Here is a 19,522-nt window from a genome sequence, read left to right as displayed (position 1 = left end):
GCCTAAGCCTGCTTGGGCTGGCTTTCCAGGAGCATCAGCTCCAGGACTATGCTTTTGTTGTACGTGGCCTCAATGAGCATCGGGTCCTGCGCTTTTGCCAGGTCGTAGGCTTGCACCGCAGCCTCGAACTGCTGTAGACGCACCAGCGCGTTGCCCTTGCCCAGGTAGGCGTTGGCCAAGCCGGGGTTGAGAATGGCCGCCGCATTGAAACTCTCGACGGCCTCTTCAAAGCGCTGGGCTTCATACAGACAGTTGCCGCGGTTGGCATAGGCCACCGCATAGTCGGGGCGCAGAGCAATTGCCAGGTCGTAGCACAGGATGGCTTGCGAATAGCTTTGCGTCTTGGCCAGTGCATTGCCTTTGTTGAAGTGGAACTCCGGGATGGATGGGTTCTGCTCTATGGCTGCGTCGTAGCTGCCGATGGCGTCTGCGTATTCCTGGCACTCCATATGGTGGTTGCCGCTGTAGAAATGTTCCATCGCCGAGCGGGAGCCACGGAATACATAGTCCTTGAAGGAGTGCGACTCCGGCTTGTGGCTGGCGTCGTGGTGCGCGGGGTGCTTTTCGGCACGATGCTGTGCCGCCATGGCGGAGGCATATTCAATCAACACACCCTGTGCCTTGATGCAGGACAGGCCATCTTCCAGGGCGCGCGCCGAAGCGTTCTGTTGAACAGCAATCGCCCGCGATACCTCACCCAGGACACGGATGCATTTTTCGACGTGGCTGATATCCATGGTCTTACGGTGATGGTGGAACTTTTTTCACCGTTCCATTATTCGTCTGCAATGTTGCCCCCGTATATCGTTCTTGTAAGGCGCTTGTTACAAATGGCGGTTCTAAGCGAAGAAATGGCGGGTAAATCACGCCCATAAAAAAACCGGGCATGAAGCCCGGCTTTTTCATGCGGGGCGCAACCCGCAGGTCGCGCCAGACAACGGCTTAGTGACCGGAAGCTCCGGATGCACCCAGTCCGGTTTCGGAGCGCACTTGCTGCGCGGGGAACGCAGCGCGTTCCTTGGCGGCGTTGGCGCTGCGGTCCATGATGGAGAACAGCCAGATACCTACGAACGCGATGGCCATGGAGAACAGCGCAGGCGAGGTGTAGGGGAACCAGGCCGAGCCCTTGGGGTTGCCCAGGGTGGCTTCCCACACGGAAGGGGAAACCACGGTCAGTGCGACCGAGGAGATCAGTCCCATGAAGCCGCCGATCACTGCGCCCTTGGTAGTGCAGTCTTTCCACAGCACAGCCATGAACAGCACCGGGAAGTTGGCCGATGCGGCGATGGCGAAGGCCAGCGACACCATGAACGCGATGTTCTGCTTCTCGAAGGCAATGCCCAGAGCCACCGCCACAATGCCCAGCACCACGGTCGTCACGCGGGACACGCGCAGCTCGGAGGCGCTGTCGGCCTTGCCCTTCTTGATCAGCGTGGCGTAGATGTCGTGGGACACCGCCGATGCGCCGGACAAGGTCAGGCCGGCCACCACGGCCAGAATGGTCGCAAAGGCCACGGCGGAGATGAAGCCGAAGAACACATTGCCGCCCACCGCCTTGGCCACCAGCACCGCAGCCATGTTGGCCGAGCCGCCGCCGCCCTTGATGACACCGGTGACGACGTTGGAAAATTCAGGGTTGGTCAGCACCAGGGTGATGGCACCAAAGCCGATGATGAAGATCAGCACGTAGAAGTAACCGATCCAGGTGGTGGCCCACAACACGGACTTGCGTGCCTGCTTGGCATCGGGCACGGTGAAGAAGCGCATCAGGATGTGGGGCAGACCGGCGGTACCAAACATCAGCGCCATACCGAAGGAGATGGCAGAGATCGGGTCTTTCACAAAACCGCCTGGGCCCATGATGGCCAGACCGATCTTGGCGGGGTCCATGGCGACCGCCTTGGCAGCGGCTTCGCCGGCGGCCTTGACGGCTTCCGGTGTGGCCGCAGAGGCGGTTGCAGCTGCGGCGGCGGCCACAGCGGCGTCCTTGGCGTGTCCGGCAATCAGGGTACGCACTTCTACGCCCTTGGCAAACAGAGCTTCCGGGCTGAAGCCAAATTGCGCCATGACCATGAATGCCATGAAGGTCACACCGGCCAACAGCATGCAGGCCTTGATGATCTGCACCCACGTAGTGGCAGTCATGCCACCGAACAGCACGTAAATCATCATCAGCGCGCCGACGATCACCACCGCCATCCAGTACTCCAGACCAAACAACAGCTTGATCAGCGCACCAGCACCCACCATCTGGGCGATCAGGTAGAAGGCCACCACCACCAGCGTGCCCGAGGCGGCAAAGGCGCGGATGGGTGTTGCCTGAAAGCGGTAACCGGCCACGTCGGCAAAGGTGAACTTGCCCAGGTTGCGCAGGCGCTCTGCCATCAGGAAGGTGACTACAGGCCAGCCCACCAGGAAGCCGATGGAGTAGATCAGGCCGTCATAGCCGGTGGCCATCACGGCAGCGGAAATACCCAGGAAGGAAGCGGCAGACATGTAGTCGCCTGCAATCGCCAAACCATTCTGGAAGCCGGTGATGCCACCGCCACCGGTATAGAAGTCAGCGGCGGACTTGGTCTTGGCTGCTGCCCATTTGGTGATGAAGAGCGTGCCCACGACGAACACGGCAAACATGGTGATCGCGACCCAGTTGGTGGGCTGTTTGTCGACCTGACCGAGATCGCCACCGGCTGCAAACGCCGAACCGGCAACTGCCAGCATCAGCAGCGAGGCGAGAGTTTTTTGGACCTTGCTCATTTGGATGCGTCTTTCAGAATTTCTGCGGTCAGTGCGTCGAACTCGCTGTTCGCACGGCGTACGTAGATGGCGGTAATCAAGACCGTGAACACAATCACGCCCATGCCAATCGGGATGCCCAGGGTGGTGACACCAGCGCCAATGGGTTGTGCCAGGAAGGGCTTGTTGAACGCGATCAGCGCGATGTAGCCGTAGTACACCACCATCATCAGCAAGGTGAGTGTCCAGCCGAAGCCGGAACGTTTGCGTCGAAGCTCTTGGTACTTCGGATTCTTTTGAATTTTGTCGACCACCGGATCACTCATGTGGGTCTCCTCTTGGTTAATGGAAATGGGTTGGAATGAATGTGCCTTGTCAACACACGGCGCGATTCTGTTGAGGGGGCCTGACCAAGTGCTTACGTATCAGAGCTATTCATCCGCGCCTAGGGTAAGTACGGGGTCGTAAGCCTGCGCTCAGTACCGCGTAAGGTTTTGAAAGACCGTTGTCAGATTGCCGTCAGTCAATCACTTGATAGTGCCCCCCATTGCCTGGAGCATGGGCAATGGTGAACTTAAATAAACGAGGAGACATATATATGGCGACAACAGTGGCACGGCCCATGTCAGCAGAGGAAAAGAAGGTCATCTTCGCCTCCTCGCTGGGCACGGTTTTTGAGTGGTACGACTTTTATCTATACGGTTCGCTGGCAGCCATCATTGCCAAGCAATTCTTCAGCGGACTCGATGAAGGCTCGGCCTTCATCTTTGCCTTGCTGGCGTTTGCCGCGGGCTTCATCGTGCGACCGTTCGGCGCACTAGTGTTTGGCCGTCTGGGCGACATGATCGGCCGCAAGTACACCTTCCTGGTGACCATCCTCATCATGGGCTTGTCCACCTTCATCGTGGGTATCTTGCCCAGCTACGCATCCATTGGCGTGGCCGCACCTGTGATCCTGATCGGCCTGCGTCTGTTGCAAGGCTTGGCACTGGGTGGCGAGTACGGTGGTGCTGCCACCTATGTGGCTGAGCATGCGCCCAACGGCAAGCGTGGTGCCTACACCTCCTGGATCCAGACCACAGCGACCCTGGGTCTGTTCCTGTCACTGATTGTGATTCTGGTCACGCGTACCAGCATCGGTGAAGACGCCTTTGCCGATTGGGGCTGGCGTGTGCCATTCGTGGTGTCCATTCTGTTGCTTGGCGTGTCGGTGTACATCCGCCTCTCCATGAATGAGTCACCCGCTTTCGCCAAGATGAAGGCCGAAGGCAAGACCTCCAAGGCTCCGTTGTCCGAATCCTTCGGTCAGTGGAAGAACCTCAAGATCGTGATCCTGGCACTGGTTGGTCTGACAGCCGGTCAGGCCGTGGTGTGGTACACCGGCCAGTTCTACGCACTGTTCTTCCTGACGCAGTCGCTCAAGGTGGACGGCCCCACGGCCAACATCATGATCGCCGTATCGCTGATCATCGGCACACCGTTCTTCATCGTGTTTGGTGCACTGTCCGACAGGATCGGCCGCAAGCCCATCATCCTGGCAGGCTGCCTGCTGGCGGTGGTGACCTATTTCCCCGTGTTTACCGCGCTGACCAAGGCTGCCAACCCCGATCTGGCTGCAGCCCAGGCTACAAGCAAGGTGACGGTGACGGCTGACCCCGCCGAGTGCTCGTTCCAGTTCAACCCCACAGGCACCAAGAAGTTCACATCCAGCTGCGATATTGCCAAGCAACGCCTGGCTGGCGCTTCGGTGAGCTATGACAACGTGGCCGCACCTGCTGGCACACCGGCTGTCATCAAGGTGGGTGAGACCGAGATCAAGGTCAAGTACACACCGGAAGACATTGCCGCTGCCAAGGCCAAGGCGGACGCCAAGCTGGCTGAGCTGCAGGCCGCACAGCCACCGGATGCCAAGGCCATCGAAGCTGCCGCCAAGGCTGCCAAGGACCTGGGCAATGAAAAGACTGCTGGCGCTACCTTGCTGAGCTCCAACCTGGGCGCTGCCCTGAAGGCTGCAGGCTACCCAGCCAAGGCGGACATGGCCAAGTTTGACAAGGTCATGGTGGTGATCCTGCTCACCTATCTGGTGATTCTGGTGACCATGGTGTACGGCCCCATTGCCGCCATGCTGGTGGAAATGTTCCCCACGCGCATCCGCTACACGTCCATGAGCCTGCCGTACCACATCGGCAATGGCTGGTTCGGCGGCCTGCTGCCCACCACGGCGTTTGCCATCGTGGCCCAGACCGGCAATATGTACAACGGCCTCTGGTACCCCATCATCATCGCGGGTGCTACCGTGATCATTGGCGGCATCTTCATCAAGGAAACCAAGGACGTGGATATCTACGCCAACGACTGATTTGTTCTAAGTGAGCTAACGACACCCGGCAGTTCCTTGCCGGGCTAGTTTTCAAGGCCCTCCATTGGAGGGCCTTTTTTTGTTTTTGATCAATCACGCCCACATACGAAGGTCATATCGAACTCCTAGAATGTGTGTCCTCATTCGAAAGAGCATCGACTATGTCCCAGGGCACCATCCGCATCCGCGGCGCACGACAACACAACCTCAAAAACCTCGACCTGGATATACGAACGGGTGAATTGACGGTGGTGACCGGCCCCAGCGGATCAGGCAAATCCAGCCTGGTGTTCGACACGCTGTACGCCGAAGGTCAGCGCCGCTATGTGGAGACCTTCTCCGCCTATGCGCGCCAGTTTCTGGACCGCATGGACAAGCCCGCCGTGGACCGCGTCGAAGGCGTGCCCCCGGCCATTGCCATCGACCAGACCAACCCGGTGCGCTCCAGCCGATCCACGGTCGGCACCATGACCGAGCTCAACGACCACCTCAAGCTGCTGTTTTCACGCGCGGGCAACCTGTTTGACAAGCAGACCGCATTGCCGGTGCAGCACGACACGCCCGAGACCATTTATGCCGAGCTGATGCGCCGCGCAGCCGAGGCGGCCAATCCCAGGCTGGTGCTGACGTTTCCGGTGGAGCTGCCTGCCGACACTTCGGCAGAAGAAGTCACGCAGTGGCTTAGCGCCAGCGGTTTTACCCGCGTGCAGGCCGAGCGTGAGGTAAACACCATCAGCGGCTCGCGCAAGATTCTGGACGTCGTGGCCGACCGCTTCCGTATTGAAGGTGCCGAAAAGGCCCGAGCCCTGGAAGCGATAGAAACCGCCCTCAAACGCGGCAGCGGCCGCCTGAACGTGTATGTGCTGGACGATGCCGCCACGGCCGAAGGCGCAACGCCCGCACCCACCTGGCGCTTCTCCACCGGCCTGCATTGCCCGCAAAGCGATCTGCGCTACACCGACCCGATTGCCTCCATGTTCTCGTTCAACTCGGCCGTGGGCGCCTGCGAGAAGTGCCGCGGCTTTGGCCGGGTGGTGGGGGTGGACTACGGCTTGGTCATTCCCAATGACAAACTCACCCTGCGTGCCGGCGCCATCAAGCCGATGCAGACGCCCGCGTGGCAGGAGTGCCAGGACGACCTGATGCGCCACGCCGAAGCCGCCGGCATACCGCGCGACACACCCTGGTACAAGCTCACCGCAGAGCAGCAGCACTGGGTGCTCAAGGGTTCGCCCAACTGGAACGGCAAGTGGAACCAGCACTGGTTTGGTGTGGACCGGTTCTTCGAATACCTGGAGTCCAAGGCCTACAAGATGCACATCCGGGTGCTGCTGTCCAAATACCGCAGCTACACGCCGTGCGGTACGTGCGGTGGCGCGCGGCTGAAGACCGAGAGTTTGCTCTGGCGTATTGGCACCAAGGAGCAGGCGGACGCGGTGTTGCCGCCTTCCAAACGGTTCATGCCGCAAGGTGTATCCTGGACCCGTGCGCAGCTGGAGGCGCTGCCGGGGCTGTGTTTGCACGACATGATGTTGATGCCGCTGGATCGGTTGCGGCGGTTTTTTGATTCGTTGCAGTTGCAGTTGGACTCTTCTTCTTTGCGGGGCGGGGCGGAGGAAGGGGTATCGGGGGGCTCCTCATACGGCAAGCCCAAATCGTCACCCCCCGATACCCCTTCCTCCGCTTCGCGATCGGAAGGCTCCGCGCCGGACGCGCTACAGAACACCGCACTGTTATCGGCGCGCGATGTTCCGAATCACGACGTGGTGACAGGGGGAGTGGATGCCGCCGATTTTGCGCTCGCGCATGAGGCGACGGCCACTCCCCCTGGCACCACCCCACCGAAGCAGGCAAACACAACGAGCGAGGCCGAAGCCAAAACACTCAAGCTCCTGTTCGAAGAAGTCGGCACGCGTCTGAAATACCTGTGCGACGTAGGCATCGGCTACCTCACCCTGGACCGTCAGAGCCGCACACTCAGCGGCGGCGAGGTGCAGCGGATCAACCTCACCACCGCACTGGGAACTTCGCTGGTCAACACACTGTTCGTGCTGGACGAGCCCAGCATCGGTCTGCACCCGCGTGACATGCACCGCATCATCGTGGCCATGCAGCGCCTGCGCGATGCGGGCAACACGCTGGTGGTGGTGGAGCACGACCCGGCTGTCATGCTCGCTGCAGACCGCATGATCGACATGGGCCCCGGCCCCGGTGAGCGGGGCGGGCAAATCGTGTTTGACGGCAGTACCGAAGCACTGCGCGGCGCCGACACATTGACCGGTGCTTACCTGGGTGGACGCAAGCAGGTCGGCATGGGCTTCAAGCGCATGGTGGCACCCAACACGCCGCGCCTGATTCTGGAAGGCGTGACCGAGCACAACCTCAAGAACATCGATGTCGAGATTCCGCTGCAGCGCCTGGTGTGCGTCACCGGCGTCAGCGGCTCGGGCAAGTCCACGTTGATCCAGGACGTGCTGGCACCGGCATTGCTGCGCCACTTCGGCAAGGCCACCGAAACCCCGGGTGCCCATGCGCGGCTGCTGGGCGCCGAGCTGCTGAGTGAAGTGGTGTTCGTGGACCAGTCGCCCATCGGCAAGACGGCGCGTTCCAACCCGGTTAGCTATGTGGGCGCGTGGGACGCCATCCGCGAACTGTTTGCCATTGCGCCGCTGTCGCGCGAGCGCAGCTACACCGGCTCCAAGTTCAGTTTCAACAGCGGCGATGGCCGCTGCCCCACGTGCGGCGGTTCGGGCTTCGAGCACATCGAGATGCAGTTCCTCAGCGACGTGTACCTGCGTTGCCCGGACTGTGACGGCAAGCGCTACCGCCCCGAAATCCTTGAAGTCACCATCGAACGCAAGGGTCGTGCGCTCAACGTGGCCGATGTGCTGGACCTGACGGTGAGCGAGGCCGCCGATCTGTTCAGCGCAGACCGTGACGTGATACGCGTGTTGCAGCCCATCGTGGATGTGGGGCTGGAATACGTGAAGCTGGGTCAACCCGTGCCCACGCTGTCCGGCGGCGAGGCGCAACGCCTCAAACTCGCCGGCTTCTTGGCCGAAGCCGCCAAGAGCAACACCGCCAGCCGCCAGGCCACGGCGCGGCGTGGTTCGCTGTTCATGCTGGACGAGCCGACCACCGGCCTGCATTTTGACGACATCGCCAAGCTGATGCGCGCCCTGCGCAAGCTGCTGGATGCGGGGCATTCGCTGCTGGTGATCGAGCACAACCTGGACGTGATCCGCGCCTCCGATTGGGTCATTGACCTGGGGCCGGAAGGCGGCGAGGGCGGTGGTGAGGTGGTAGGTGTGGGCACGCCGGAAGATATGCTGCTGCACGCTACCTCGCACACTGGCAAGGCGCTACGGGAGTACGCGGCGGCCATGGGGGTGGTGCACGAGGTTCGGGAGTTTTCTGCTGCAGATGCTTATGTGGCAGCTGCTCGCTCTCCGGAGGCCGGGGGTGCGCCGGTCACCTCATACGGCAAGCCCAAATCGGCGACCGGCGTACCCCCGGCCTCCTACGGAGTGGTGGCGGGCACAGATAACAACAATTCCATCCGTATCGTCAACGCCAAGGAACACAACCTCAAGTCCCTGAGCGTCGACATCCCGCGTGGCAAGTTCAGCGTGGTCACCGGGGTCTCGGGCTCGGGCAAATCCACACTTGCGTTCGACATACTCTTCAACGAAGGCCAGCGCCGCTACCTCGAATCCCTCAACGCCTACGCACGCTCCATCGTGCAACCGGCGGGGCGTCCCGAAGTGGATGCCGTATACGGCATCCCGCCCACCGTGGCCATTGAGCAGCGCCTCAGCCGGGGCGGCCGCAAATCCACCGTGGGCACCACCACCGAGGTCTGGCATTACTTGCGCCTGCTCTACGTCAAGCTGGGCACGCAGCACTGCTACAAGGACGGCGCCGCGGTGCAGCCACAGTCGGCGGACAGCATTGCCGCGCAACTGCTCAAGACCTACCGTGGCCAGCACATTGGCCTGTTGGCGCCGCTGGTGTCGGGCCGCAAGGGCGTGTACACCGAGCTGGCCGACTGGGCGCGACTGCGTGGCTACACGCACCTGCGGGTGGACGGCAACTTCCTGCCGACCACCCACTTCCCGCGCATAGACCGCTTCAAGGAACACAACATCGAACTGCCCGTGGCCAGTCTGGATGTGAACCCTGCCAACGAGACGGCGCTGCGCAAGGCCTTGGCCGATGCGCTCACGCATGGCAAGGGCATGGTGCAGGTGCTCAGCGACCTGCACGGCCTGCGCGAGGCCATGCTGGCGGGCACACCTGCTGCCGGCATAGGCACCTTGCATGCGTTCTCCACCAAGCGCGCCTGCCCGGTGTGCTCCACGTCCTACGCGGAGCTGGACCCGCGCCTGTTCAGCTACAACAGCAAGCACGGTTGGTGCCCAGACTGCGTGGGCACCGGCGTTGCGCTCACCAAGGAGCAGCGCAAGGTGTTCGACGATTCGGTCAAGGCCGATGACAACCAGGGCCGCGAGCAGACTTTTGCCGAAGCCGATGTGGAAGACCTGCACGACACCGCCTGCCCCACCTGCCAGGGCACGCGCCTGAACGCCACTGCTCGCGCGGTGAAGTTCGCAGGTGTCGGCATTGCCGATGTGGCGCGCCTGTCGGTCACCGACGTACGCAAATGGGTGGAGACCCTGCAGCAACTGGGTGGTCTGACCCAGCGCGAGACCGACATCGCGCGCGACCTGATTCCCGAAATCAAGAGCCGGCTGGAGTTCATGGAAGAAGTGGGCCTGGGCTACCTGACGCTGGACCGTGGCGCACCCACGCTCAGCGGCGGCGAGGCACAGCGGATCCGACTGGCTGCTCAACTGGGCAGCAACTTGCAGGGCGTGTGTTATGTGCTGGACGAGCCGACCATCGGCTTGCATGCGCGTGACAACAAGATCCTGCTGGGCGCCTTGCAGCAGCTTAGCGACAAGGGCAACACTTTGGTGGTGGTGGAACACGACGAAGACACCATCCGCCATGCTGACCACATCATCGACATCGGTCCGAGCGCTGGCAAACGCGGTGGTCGGTTGGTGGCGCAGGGGTCGGTTGCGGATGTGCAGGCTGTGGCGGAGTCTCAGACGGGGCGGTATCTGTTGCATGCGATTCGGCATCCCTTGGTGGATAGGCGCTACGTAGTTTCTTATCTGGACTCGTTGACGTTGGATGCCTCTCTTGTGGCGCTCTCGGGGGCGGGAGCCGGTGTGCCGGGCGCCTCATACGGCAAGCCCAAATCGGCGCCCGGCACACCGGCTCCCGCCTCCGGGTTCGTGGACGCTAACGGGAAGAAGTTGCGGGGTAAAGCCGCCAAGGCCGCTGCCGTCGCTGCTACGCAAGCTGCGGCGAGTGTGGCGGTGAATGCGGAATTTGCCGCGCGCGAAAAGGAAACGGCGGATTACTTGGCAAGCAACGCTGCCGCACAAGCAGCAGCAACGTCCGCCCAAAGCGCTGCAGCATTTGCTGCAGCCACTGGAGCCACGGGTGCGCCAACAGTCTCAGCCGCAGCAGCGGCAAGGGGTAGGGCGGGTGACGATTTGGGCTTGCCGTATGAGGAGCCCGACCTACCCCTTGCCGATGCGGGCCCAGCGACTACGCTACCAACGCAACCAAGACAGCACGAAAAAATCAACTGGCTAACCGTCCACAACGCCACCCTGCACAACCTGCAAAACGTCACCGCCCACATCCCGCTCAAACGCCTGGTCGCCATCACCGGCGTCAGCGGCTCCGGCAAGTCCACACTCGCCCGGGACGTGCTGCTCGCCAACGTGCAGACGGCAGTGCAAAAGCGCAGCACCAAAGCTGGCCGCGACGCACTGGACGCCGGCGAAAAAATCGACTGGACCGGCTGCACAGCCGTGTCCGGCTACGAGACCGTAGACCGCGTGCTCGAAGTCGACCAGACCCCCATTGGCAAGACACCGCGCAGTTGCCCCGCCACCTACATTGGCTTCTGGGACACCATCCGCAAACTCTTTGCCGACACGCTCGAAGCCAAGGCCCGCGGCTACGCTGCCAACCGCTTCAGCTTCAACACCGGCGAAGGCCGCTGCCCCAGCTGCGAAGGGCAAGGCATACGCACCATCGGCATGAGCTTCCTGCCCGATGTGAAAGTGCTGTGCGAAACCTGCAAGGGCGCACGCTTCAACCCCGAGACCCTGGCCGTCACCTGGCGCGGCAAAAGCATTGGCGACGTGCTGCAGATGGAAGTGGACGAGGCGGTGGATTTCTTTGCCGCCATGCCCAACATCAGCCATCCGCTGCAATTGCTGAAAGACGTGGGCCTGGGTTACCTCACGCTCGGCCAACCATCGCCCACGCTCAGCGGCGGCGAGGCGCAGCGTATCAAGCTGGTGACTGAACTCAGCAAGGTGCGTGACGACATCGGCAAGCGCGGCAACAAGGCGCCGCATACGCTGTACGTGCTGGACGAGCCTACCGTGGGCCTGCACATGGCCGACGTGGAGAAGCTGATCCACGTGCTGCACCGTCTGGTGCGCTCGGGCCACAGCGTGGTGGTCATCGAGCACGATCTGGACGTGATCGCCGAGGCCGACTGGGTGCTGGACCTGGGGCCCGAAGGCGGCAGCGGCGGCGGCTTTGTGGTGGCGGCTGCCACGCCGGAGCAGGTGGTGCGCCTGGGCACCCACACCGGAGTGGCCTTGCAGGCACTGCTGGCGCGTTGACATAAACCGAAACAAAGCGATACCGCAGCGACACCCGCTGCGCGCTTTGAACCGGCACCATTGCGGTCATGTTCAACCACTCCACAAGAGTAAGAAAGATCGCAATGCGTAGTTTTTTCAAACGCAATTTCCGCCGCACCCTGTTTGGTCTATTTGGGGCCACGCTGGTGGTCGGAAGCCTGTCGGCCTGCGGCCACCACGGTGACCGTTGGGGCGCCGATGTATCGCCCGAGCAATACGCCCAGCGCCGCGACAAGATGGTGGACCGTGCCGCCAGCAAGTTGGACCTCAACGACGAGCAGAAGAAGCTGCTGGCCGTGGTGGGCGACAAGCTGTTCGAGCAGCGCAAGGCATTGATGGGCCAAGGCACCGACCCGCGTGCAGAAATCAAGTCGCTGGTAGCTGGCCCCAAATTTGATGCCGCCAAGGCCCAGGCCCTGATCAACGACAAGACGGCCGCACTGCAAAGCAAGAGCCCCGAGGTGGTGGCTGCACTGGCAGCGTTTTACGACAGCCTGAACCCCACCCAGCAGCAAAAGGTGCGGGACTTCATGGAAGGCCGCCACGGCTGGTTCCACCGCGGCTAAGGCACGGAGCACCGGGCGACCCGCTGGGCTGCCCGGTGTGACAATAGTCCCATGCCTCGCATCCTGTTGATCGACGATGACGCGCAATTGGGCCCGCCCCTGACGGCCTACTTTGCGCGTTTTGATTTCAAGCTCGACTGCGCACTCAAGCCCAGCGAGGGGCTGGCGCGCTTGCAGCGTGAGCGCTATGACGCCGCCATCCTGGATGTGATGCTGCCCGAGATGGATGGCTTTGCGTTGTGCCGCGCCATCCGCAAAGAGAGCGACATGCCCATCATCATGCTCACCGCCCGTGGCGAGGTGATGGACCGCGTGGTCGGGCTGGAGCTGGGCGCGGACGATTATGTGCCCAAACCCTTTGAGCCACGCGAGCTGGTGGCACGGCTGCAAACCGTGTTGCGCAGGCGCGTGCAGCCACCCGCGCAGCCCACGGCCCGCGCCGACGGTGCCTTGGTGTTTGATGGCTTGCGCATTGACCCGGTGACGCGCACGGTGATGCGCCAGGGCGAAGTGCTCAACCTCACCAGCACTGAATTCGACTTGCTGCATCTGCTGGCGCTGGAGCCGGGCAAGGTGTTCAGCCGTGACGACATCCTCAACCACCTGCGCGGCCACGAGGTGGACATGCTCACCCGTGCGGTGGACATTGTGGTCAGCCGCCTGCGTAAGAAGCTGGAACCACTGGACTGCATCAAGACATTGCGAAACGCCGGCTATACGCTGGCCGTCAGCCGGGCCCCGGCATGAGGTGGCACAGGCGGGCGCGCCACGCCTTCTCGCATTCGCTGCGCATGCGCCTCATGGCCCTGTTTGTAGTGCTGGCGCTGGCCATGGCGGCGGTGTTCATAGGTGGCATGCAGTACGCGCTGGGCATAGGCTGGCGCGACGCGGCCCGTCCCCTGGTGGTGGACTATGTGGACCGGCTGGCCGCGGACATCGGAAGCCCGCCCAGCGTGGAGCGCGCGCAGGCCATTGTGGACAGACTGCCCTTGCACATCATCATCACCGGACCGGTGGTGAACTGGAACAGCCATCCGCAATTGCCGGACCGCAGCGCGCGCTGGCGCGATAGCAGCCGCTGGAATCAACGGGAGCATTTGCTGGAGCGCAATACTGCAGATGGTCACCGGCTGGAATTCGCCCTGAATGTTGCCGCCTGGGAAGACCGCCCGCGGCTGGTGGGCTGGTTCACGCTGGCCCTGCTGCTGTTCTTTACGGCGTTGGCGTACCGTCGCGTGCGTCGCCTGCTGCATCCACTGGACGATATCCGTGCCGGCGCCTTGCGCTATGGCGCAGGCGACTTTGCCAAGCCTATTCCCGTGCGCCGTGCCCGCAAACCCGACGAACTGGGCGAGTTGGCCACCACCATCAACACCATGGCCACCGACATCCAGCAGATGCTGGACGCCAAGCGTAGCCTGTTGCTGGCCATCAGCCACGAGCTGCGCAGCCCGCTGACACGGGCGCGACTCAACACCGAGCTGCTGCCCGAAACCTCCGAACTCCAGGCTAGTCGCGAAGCCCTGCTGCGCGATCTGGCCTTGATGCGCGACTTGGTCACCGACCTGCTGGAGAGTGAACGCCTCTCCACCCGCCACGCTGCACTGCATCTGGAGCCTGTGGACGTACAGGCGTTGCTGCAGGAAGTGGTGCAGGGCATGAGCCAACCCGTGCAACAAGACATCGCGCAGGAGCTACCCACCCTGATGCTGGACCCGGCCCGCATCCGCCTGCTGGTGCGCAACCTGCTGGACAACGCCTTGCGCCACAGTGCGAATGCAGCGCAAGCGCCGGTTCTGCGGGCGCATGCATCAGAGCAGGGGGGTGTGGTGCTGAGCGTGCGTGACTTTGGCGCGGGCGTGCCGCCGGAGCAGTTGCCGCACCTGGCACAGGCTTTCTACCGGCCGGATGCCGCCCGCACCCGTGAAGACGGCGGTGTGGGGCTGGGGCTCTACCTGTGCAAGTTGGTGGCGCTGGCACATGGCGGTGAATTCCGCATTGCCAATGCAGAGCCGGGGCTGGAGATTACAGTAACGCTCCCGCCTTCTTCTGCAAACGCATCCTGATGAAACCCACGCTCATTCTTCTGCCCGGCCTGGTGTGTGACAGCGCCGTCTGGGCGCCGCAAGTGCAAGCCCTGTCGTCCCATGCGCATTGCCATGTGGTGGATCACGGCCTGCTCGATTCCATGGGCGCCATGGCCCAGCATGTGCTGGACACCGCGCCCGTGCAGACCTTTGCGTTGGCCGGTCACTCCATGGGTGGCCGCGTGGCGCTGGAAGTGTTTCGCCGTGCGCCACACCGTGTGCACCACCTGGCCCTGCTGGATACGGGCACCCACCCATTGGCCGAGGGCGATGCAGGCGCCAAGGAACGTGCCGGCCGCATGGGCCTGCTGCAGACCGCCGAGCGCAAAGGCATGCGCGCCATGGCCGAGCTGTGGGCCAAACCCATGGTGCATCCCTCGCGCCACGGCACGCCAGTGTTTGCCGCTGTGCTCGACATGCTGGAGCGCAGCAGTGCTGAGCAGTACGCAGCCCAGATCAACGCGCTGCTGACCCGCCCCGACGCCACTCCGGTGCTGCCCACCATCAACTGCCCCACCCTGGTACTTACCGGCCGCGAAGACCTGTGGAGCCCGCCCGACGCGCATGAGCGCATGGCTGCCGCCATTGCCCATGCGGAGCTGTGCATCGTGGAGCAGTGCGGTCATATGGCGACGCTGGAGCAACCGGATGCGGTGAGTGCGGCGTTCAAGCGCTGGTTAGGATTGGCAGCATGAAAACCTTTTACAACCACCTCCACGCCCAGCACCAGGGCCAGTACGAAATGTTCCGCGGTGCGCTGGTGCCATGTCACGAAGTGCCCGCGCGTGCCGACCATGTGCTGGCGGAACTGCAGCGGCGCAAGCTGGGTGAAGTGCTGGCACCGACGGCCTTCGATGCTGGGGCGCTGGAGCGTGTGCACAGTGCACGCTATCTCCACTTTCTGGAACACGCCTGGAGCGAGTGGGTGGCGCTGGACCCGGCCAATGCCACGCGTGATGCGCTGCCTTCGGTCTGGCCCACACGTACCCTGCGCAGCGATGTGCTGCCCGACAACTTTGCGGCGCGCATGGGGCTGTTCTCGTATGACGCGGGCACGCCTCTCACGGGTGGCACCTGGGTCGCCGCGCGTGCCGGTGCCGAGTGTGCGCTGAGTGCCGCGCAGGCAGTGGCACAAGGCGAGCAAGCGGCCTTTGCGCTGAGCCGCCCGCCAGGCCACCATGCAGGCGTGGACTTCTTTGGTGGTTACTGCTTTCTGAACAACGCCGCGCTTGCGGCAGAACACCTGCGTGCCTCAGGCCTGGAGCGCGTGGCGGTGCTGGATGTGGACTACCACCATGGCAATGGCACGCAGGCCATCTTCTATAAACGCCCCGATGTGTTCTTCGCCAGTATCCACGGCGACCCGCGCACCGAGTACCCGTTCTTTCTGGGCTATGCTGATGAAAAGGGCGCGGGCGCAGGCGAGGGCTACAACCTCAACCTGCCGCTGCCGCGCGGCACCGGCTTTGCCGAATGGTTTGCCGCGCTGGAGACGGCGCTGGCAGACATTCAGAAATTTGGCGCGCAGGCGCTGGTAGTGTCGCTGGGCGTAGACACCTTTGCGGGTGACCCGATATCAGGCTTCAAGCTACAGAGCGATGACTACCTGCGCGTGGGCGAACGACTGCGCCGTGCGGGCCTGCCCACCGTGCTGGTGTTCGAGGGCGGCTATGCCGTGGCCGAGGTGGGCATCAACGCGGTCAACGTAGTGCAGGCTTTTGCCTGAATTGCATACGCGCTAGAACAGGCTGCTTTGCGCGCTGGGCAACCGGGGCGGTATGAACTGCGACACATCCGCCAACGGCGGCGGCTTCCGTAGCCCGTAGCGCTTGAGCGCAATCTGAAAGCGCTGCGCCAGCAGGCTGGCAAACAGGCCGCTGCCCTTCATGCGGGTGGCAAAGTCGGGGTCGTAATCCTTGCCTCCGCGCATCTGCTGCACGCGGTGCATCACATGCTCGGCGCGCAGCGGGTAGTGCTGCTGCAGCCACTGCACAAACAGCTCGCGCACTTCCAGCGGCAAACGCAGCAGCACATACGTGGCATAGCGCGCACCGGCCTGTGCTGCGGCCTGCATGATCTTCTCCAACTCCACATCGTTGATGGCAGGAATCATGGGCGAGCTGAACACCGCCACCGGAATGCCCGCACTTGCCAGCATCTCTATGGCCTGCAAGCGGCTCGTTGGTGAGCTGGCACGCGGGTCCAGCTTGCGCGCCAGCGCGTGGTCCAGCGTGGTCACCGACACATTCACCTGCACCAGACCCTTGCGCGCCATGCCGCTGAGAATGTCCAGGTCGCGCGTGACCAGCGCGTTCTTGGTGATGATGCCCACCGGCACTTGCGCCTCGGCCAGCACCTCCAGCACAGAGCGGGTGATGCCCAGCTTGCGTTCCGTGGGCTGGTACGGATCGGTATTGGACCCCACCACGATCAGCCCTGGCACATAGCTCGGCTTGCACAATTCGGCACGCAGCAGCGCGGCGGCGTTGACCTTGGCAAATATCTGCGTCTCAAAGTCCAAGCCCGGCGACAAGCCCAGATATGCATGCGTGGGCCGCGCATAGCAATACACACAGCCGTGCTCGCACCCCTGGTAGGGGTTGATGCTCTGGTCAAAACCAATATCGGGCGACTGGTTGCGGCTGATGATGGAGCGCGCCTGCTGCTGCACGACGATGGTCTTGGCAGAAGGCGCGTCTTCCGCATCCGGCTCCTCGTCCCCCGGCCAGTCCTGCAACTCCGGCGCCAGCGCCTCGCGCTGAAACGCGTCAAAGCGCGAACCCGGGTTGGAGCCCGAGCCGCGGCCTTTGAAGAAGTGCAGGGGGTGGGTGGACATGGGGTCTTGATATCTTTATACTGTTTGTATATACAGTATAAAGAGCAGCCCCTTTCGGTGCAATAGGCGGCACAAGCAAGTTCAGCCTATTCGTCGCAGGGTTGAGAGAGACTAGGCCCTTAGTGAGTCTGGAAGTACGCACCCAATGGAGATTCATCCATGCATCCTGTAATTACTGCGTTTGCAGCATCGCCAGATAGAGGGCGTGGTTTGGCGAGGGATATGCCGGTTCGCTGGGCGTTCGAGGAGGTTGGGCAACCTTACGACGTTCGACTTCTATCGTTTGCGGAGATGAAGCAAACAGCCCATCGCACGCTACAGCCATTCGGACAAATTCCAACCTACGAGTGCGGCGGTCTTGCACTGTTCGAGTCAGGAGCCATCGTCCTTCATATTGCACAGAACCACACAGGGCTTCTGCCGGATGATCCCGACGCGCGTGCGCGTGCCATCACCTGGATGTTTGCTGCCGTGTCGACTGTGGAGCCGGTGATCACTCAGCTGGAAAACACCGTATACATGGAACGGGACAAACCTTGGTTTTTCGAGCGCCTGCCCCTCGTGAAAGACCTGATTCGCATTCGGCTTGGGGAACTTTCTGAAAGGCTGGGGACCTTTGATTGGCTAGACGGCACATTCAGTGCAGGTGATTTACTCGTGGTGCAGGTGTTGCGCAGGCTGGGGAGTTCGAACTTGCTTTCAGAGTACCCAAGCCTCTGCGCTTACATTGCGCGCGCCGAAGCTAGGCCTGCCTTCCAACGCGCGTTTGCGGCGCAGTTTGCTGTCTTCAACAGCGCCCGTACCCAACCCACTTTGCATGATGTGTAGGCATGTCGATCTCCGTTCGGTTGGTGAGGCGACGTAGCGGCAGAAGTTGCGACCATGAGGATTCAGGCGATTGCCACTCTTTCAAGCGCCGTGTTCGCTCCTGTTGGGTTTGGCGCTTTCGGGGTGTGCGCCAGCAAGCGGAGCAAGCTGTAGAAACAATGCCGCATCCGTGGCATTCTTCCTGTCTCGTATTTCAAGTCACTACCCATAACCGGAGTCCCACATGGCAACTGAGAAGGTCAAAGGCCCTGCATCGTACTTTCCGTCTATCGAGCAAAAGTACGGAAAACCAATCGACCATTGGCTCGATCTGGTTCGCAAAAACAAAGACAAGAAGCACATGGAAATTGTTGCGCTTCTTAAGTCTGAGCATGGGTTGGGGCACGGTCATGCCAATGCCATCGTTGCCCACGTTATGGCGTCAAAGAAGCCTTGAATCCCATGTCCCTCTCGCTACACGACGCATCCGTTCCCGTCTTCCTCCGCTACCTCGCCCAACTGCGGGACCTCGTATCCAAAGCAGAACGCTTTGCTACGGAGCGAGGTGTTCGTCCGTCAGATCTACTCGCGGCCAAGCTGGCGCCCGATATGTTGTCCTTCGAGCGTCAGGTGGCGATTGCTGCCAACTTTACTTTGCGCGCCGCGTTTCCGCTTGCAGGTGAAGCGGTACCAACTGAAGGGACATTTCCCGAAACCTTTGAAGGTCTTCATGCCCGGATTGATCGGGCTGCGCTACTTCTGGGAGCGTTGGAGCCCAGTCAGTTCGTTACCGCTGGGACTCGCGTCACTGAGAGTCGGGCTGGCGAAGCGTTGGTCCGGTTGTCTGCCCCAGAGTTTTTGTTTCAGTACGCACTTCCCAATTTTTTCTTTCACTTCACAGCGGCTTACGCTGTGCTTCGCCACCAAGGCGTCCCGTTAGGTAAGCAGGATTTCGATGGGTTCCATCGCTACACCGTGCAGCCTGTCCAAGATTGACAACCTCGGGAACGAAGAGTTTTCAGTTGTCCTGTCTCGCCTGGAATCCATGGGGTGGAAGGTCTATGCCCGCTATGGTGGTGTCGATGCGGGTATCGACTACGACTGCGTCCGCCTGAAGCGAAACGGCGTCAAACTCAAGTGCGAATGGGACCCCTGGGACACGTGGAGCATTGAAGGCTCGGCGGTGGCGCAGATCAACCCTGATGCACACGCAGTCCAGTTCAATTTCGCTCGCTGCTCAGCGGTGGGGCCGAGACGCATGATTTCACGAACACGCAGGAGCTGCCTTCGCGGGAACCTGATCAACCACGGAACCTACCACTGCGGGGCCAGAGGCCACGCGCTGGATCTGGCAGACTCGCACTGAAAGAGGCCGTTTGCACCTTGTAGCG

The 19,522-nt window shown here is 62.0% G+C and carries 14 protein-coding genes and 2 pseudogenes; 12 read left to right on the top strand and 4 right to left on the bottom strand.

The annotated features are described in order from the left end of the window. Positions 1–2 precede the first annotated feature (2 nt). The 3 genes from AC1RMF_RS06495 to AC1RMF_RS06485 form a co-directional block, all read right to left on the bottom strand. Complete coding sequence (locus AC1RMF_RS06495; protein WP_493140573.1) at positions 3–737, bottom strand: tetratricopeptide repeat protein; 735 nt, start codon at positions 735–737, stop codon at positions 3–5. 205 nt (positions 738–942) lie between these two features. Next, the gene (locus AC1RMF_RS06490) at positions 943–2,757 is read right to left on the bottom strand and encodes a cation acetate symporter (RefSeq protein WP_342618897.1); all 1,815 of its coding nucleotides are present in this window, start codon (positions 2,755–2,757) and stop codon (positions 943–945) included. Next, the gene (locus AC1RMF_RS06485) at positions 2,754–3,062 is read right to left on the bottom strand and encodes a DUF485 domain-containing protein (RefSeq protein ID WP_342618896.1); all 309 of its coding nucleotides are present in this window, start codon (positions 3,060–3,062) and stop codon (positions 2,754–2,756) included. Before AC1RMF_RS06485 ends, AC1RMF_RS06490 begins: the two co-directional genes overlap by 4 nt. 272 nt (positions 3,063–3,334) lie before the next feature. Here AC1RMF_RS06485 and AC1RMF_RS06480 point away from each other — a divergent pair, with 272 nt between their 5' ends. From AC1RMF_RS06480 to AC1RMF_RS06445, 8 genes and pseudogenes are all read left to right on the top strand, one after another. After that, positions 3,335–5,095 carry an MFS transporter gene (locus AC1RMF_RS06480; protein WP_493140571.1) on the top strand — a complete coding sequence of 587 codons (1,761 nt, stop codon included), beginning with the start codon at positions 3,335–3,337 and terminating at the stop codon, positions 5,093–5,095. A gap of 161 nt (positions 5,096–5,256) precedes the next feature. Continuing rightward, positions 5,257–10,266: pseudogene (locus tag AC1RMF_RS06475) on the top strand (excinuclease ABC subunit UvrA); the annotation flags it as partial. A 489-nt stretch (positions 10,267–10,755) separates the two neighbouring features. Then, a pseudogene (locus tag AC1RMF_RS06470) lies at positions 10,756–11,814 on the top strand (excinuclease ABC subunit UvrA); the annotation flags it as partial. Positions 11,815–11,918: 104 nt separating this feature from the next. Continuing rightward, positions 11,919–12,401: a Spy/CpxP family protein refolding chaperone gene (locus AC1RMF_RS06465; RefSeq protein WP_493140569.1), complete on the top strand. Its 483-nt coding sequence runs from the start codon at positions 11,919–11,921 to the stop codon at positions 12,399–12,401. A gap of 51 nt (positions 12,402–12,452) precedes the next feature. Beyond that, complete coding sequence (locus tag AC1RMF_RS06460) at positions 12,453–13,148, top strand: response regulator transcription factor (protein WP_493140566.1); 696 nt, start codon at positions 12,453–12,455, stop codon at positions 13,146–13,148. Then, complete coding sequence (locus tag AC1RMF_RS06455; protein ID WP_493140564.1) at positions 13,145–14,467, top strand: HAMP domain-containing sensor histidine kinase; 1,323 nt, start codon at positions 13,145–13,147, stop codon at positions 14,465–14,467. The genes AC1RMF_RS06460 and AC1RMF_RS06455 overlap by 4 nt, the downstream gene beginning before the upstream one ends. Continuing rightward, positions 14,467–15,183 (top strand): alpha/beta fold hydrolase, encoded by a 717-nt coding sequence (locus tag AC1RMF_RS06450; RefSeq protein WP_493140562.1) that lies wholly within the window; start codon positions 14,467–14,469, stop codon positions 15,181–15,183. The genes AC1RMF_RS06455 and AC1RMF_RS06450 overlap by 1 nt, the downstream gene beginning before the upstream one ends. Continuing rightward, complete coding sequence (locus AC1RMF_RS06445) at positions 15,180–16,214, top strand: histone deacetylase family protein (RefSeq protein WP_493140560.1); 1,035 nt, start codon at positions 15,180–15,182, stop codon at positions 16,212–16,214. Before AC1RMF_RS06450 ends, AC1RMF_RS06445 begins: the two co-directional genes overlap by 4 nt. A 12-nt stretch (positions 16,215–16,226) precedes the next feature. Here AC1RMF_RS06445 and AC1RMF_RS06440 read toward each other — a convergent pair whose 3' ends face one another. After that, positions 16,227–17,324, bottom strand: a complete 1,098-nt coding sequence (locus tag AC1RMF_RS06440) for a PA0069 family radical SAM protein (RefSeq protein WP_493140558.1) — start codon at positions 17,322–17,324, stop codon at positions 16,227–16,229. Between the two features lie 159 nt (positions 17,325–17,483). Here AC1RMF_RS06440 and AC1RMF_RS06435 point away from each other — a divergent pair, with 159 nt between their 5' ends. From AC1RMF_RS06435 to AC1RMF_RS06420, 4 genes are all read left to right on the top strand, one after another. Beyond that, positions 17,484–18,152: a glutathione S-transferase family protein gene (locus AC1RMF_RS06435; RefSeq protein WP_493140556.1), complete on the top strand. Its 669-nt coding sequence runs from the start codon at positions 17,484–17,486 to the stop codon at positions 18,150–18,152. 223 nt (positions 18,153–18,375) lie between these two features. Beyond that, positions 18,376–18,588 carry a DUF4287 domain-containing protein gene (locus tag AC1RMF_RS06430; protein ID WP_342618883.1) on the top strand — a complete coding sequence of 71 codons (213 nt, stop codon included), beginning with the start codon at positions 18,376–18,378 and terminating at the stop codon, positions 18,586–18,588. Between the two features lie 5 nt (positions 18,589–18,593). Beyond that, positions 18,594–19,127, top strand: coding sequence for a DUF1993 domain-containing protein (locus AC1RMF_RS06425; RefSeq protein WP_493140554.1), 534 nt, complete (start codon positions 18,594–18,596; stop codon positions 19,125–19,127). Beyond that, positions 19,087–19,497, top strand: a complete 411-nt coding sequence (locus tag AC1RMF_RS06420; RefSeq protein WP_493140552.1) for a hypothetical protein — start codon at positions 19,087–19,089, stop codon at positions 19,495–19,497. Before AC1RMF_RS06425 ends, AC1RMF_RS06420 begins: the two co-directional genes overlap by 41 nt. The last annotated feature ends 25 nt before the right edge of the window (positions 19,498–19,522 follow it).

This window comes from Rhodoferax sp. GW822-FHT04A08 (assembly GCF_058801025.1).
Note: the sequence above shows the minus strand (reverse complement) of the source record. Positions and strands in the feature narration are given on the sequence as shown.

Coding starts and splice junctions, on each gene's coding strand:
- AC1RMF_RS06495 (WP_493140573.1), bottom strand. CDS start 737: ATGGATATCAGCCACGTCGAAAAATGCATCCGTGTCCTGGGTGAGGTA.
- AC1RMF_RS06490 (WP_342618897.1), bottom strand. CDS start 2,757: ATGAGCAAGGTCCAAAAAACTCTCGCCTCGCTGCTGATGCTGGCAGTT.
- AC1RMF_RS06485 (WP_342618896.1), bottom strand. CDS start 3,062: ATGAGTGATCCGGTGGTCGACAAAATTCAAAAGAATCCGAAGTACCAA.
- AC1RMF_RS06480 (WP_493140571.1), top strand. CDS start 3,335: ATGGCGACAACAGTGGCACGGCCCATGTCAGCAGAGGAAAAGAAGGTC.
- AC1RMF_RS06465 (WP_493140569.1), top strand. CDS start 11,919: ATGCGTAGTTTTTTCAAACGCAATTTCCGCCGCACCCTGTTTGGTCTA.
- AC1RMF_RS06460 (WP_493140566.1), top strand. CDS start 12,453: ATGCCTCGCATCCTGTTGATCGACGATGACGCGCAATTGGGCCCGCCC.
- AC1RMF_RS06455 (WP_493140564.1), top strand. CDS start 13,145: ATGAGGTGGCACAGGCGGGCGCGCCACGCCTTCTCGCATTCGCTGCGC.
- AC1RMF_RS06450 (WP_493140562.1), top strand. CDS start 14,467: ATGAAACCCACGCTCATTCTTCTGCCCGGCCTGGTGTGTGACAGCGCC.
- AC1RMF_RS06445 (WP_493140560.1), top strand. CDS start 15,180: ATGAAAACCTTTTACAACCACCTCCACGCCCAGCACCAGGGCCAGTAC.
- AC1RMF_RS06440 (WP_493140558.1), bottom strand. CDS start 17,324: ATGTCCACCCACCCCCTGCACTTCTTCAAAGGCCGCGGCTCGGGCTCC.
- AC1RMF_RS06435 (WP_493140556.1), top strand. CDS start 17,484: ATGCATCCTGTAATTACTGCGTTTGCAGCATCGCCAGATAGAGGGCGT.
- AC1RMF_RS06430 (WP_342618883.1), top strand. CDS start 18,376: ATGGCAACTGAGAAGGTCAAAGGCCCTGCATCGTACTTTCCGTCTATC.
- AC1RMF_RS06425 (WP_493140554.1), top strand. CDS start 18,594: ATGTCCCTCTCGCTACACGACGCATCCGTTCCCGTCTTCCTCCGCTAC.
- AC1RMF_RS06420 (WP_493140552.1), top strand. CDS start 19,087: ATGGGTTCCATCGCTACACCGTGCAGCCTGTCCAAGATTGACAACCTC.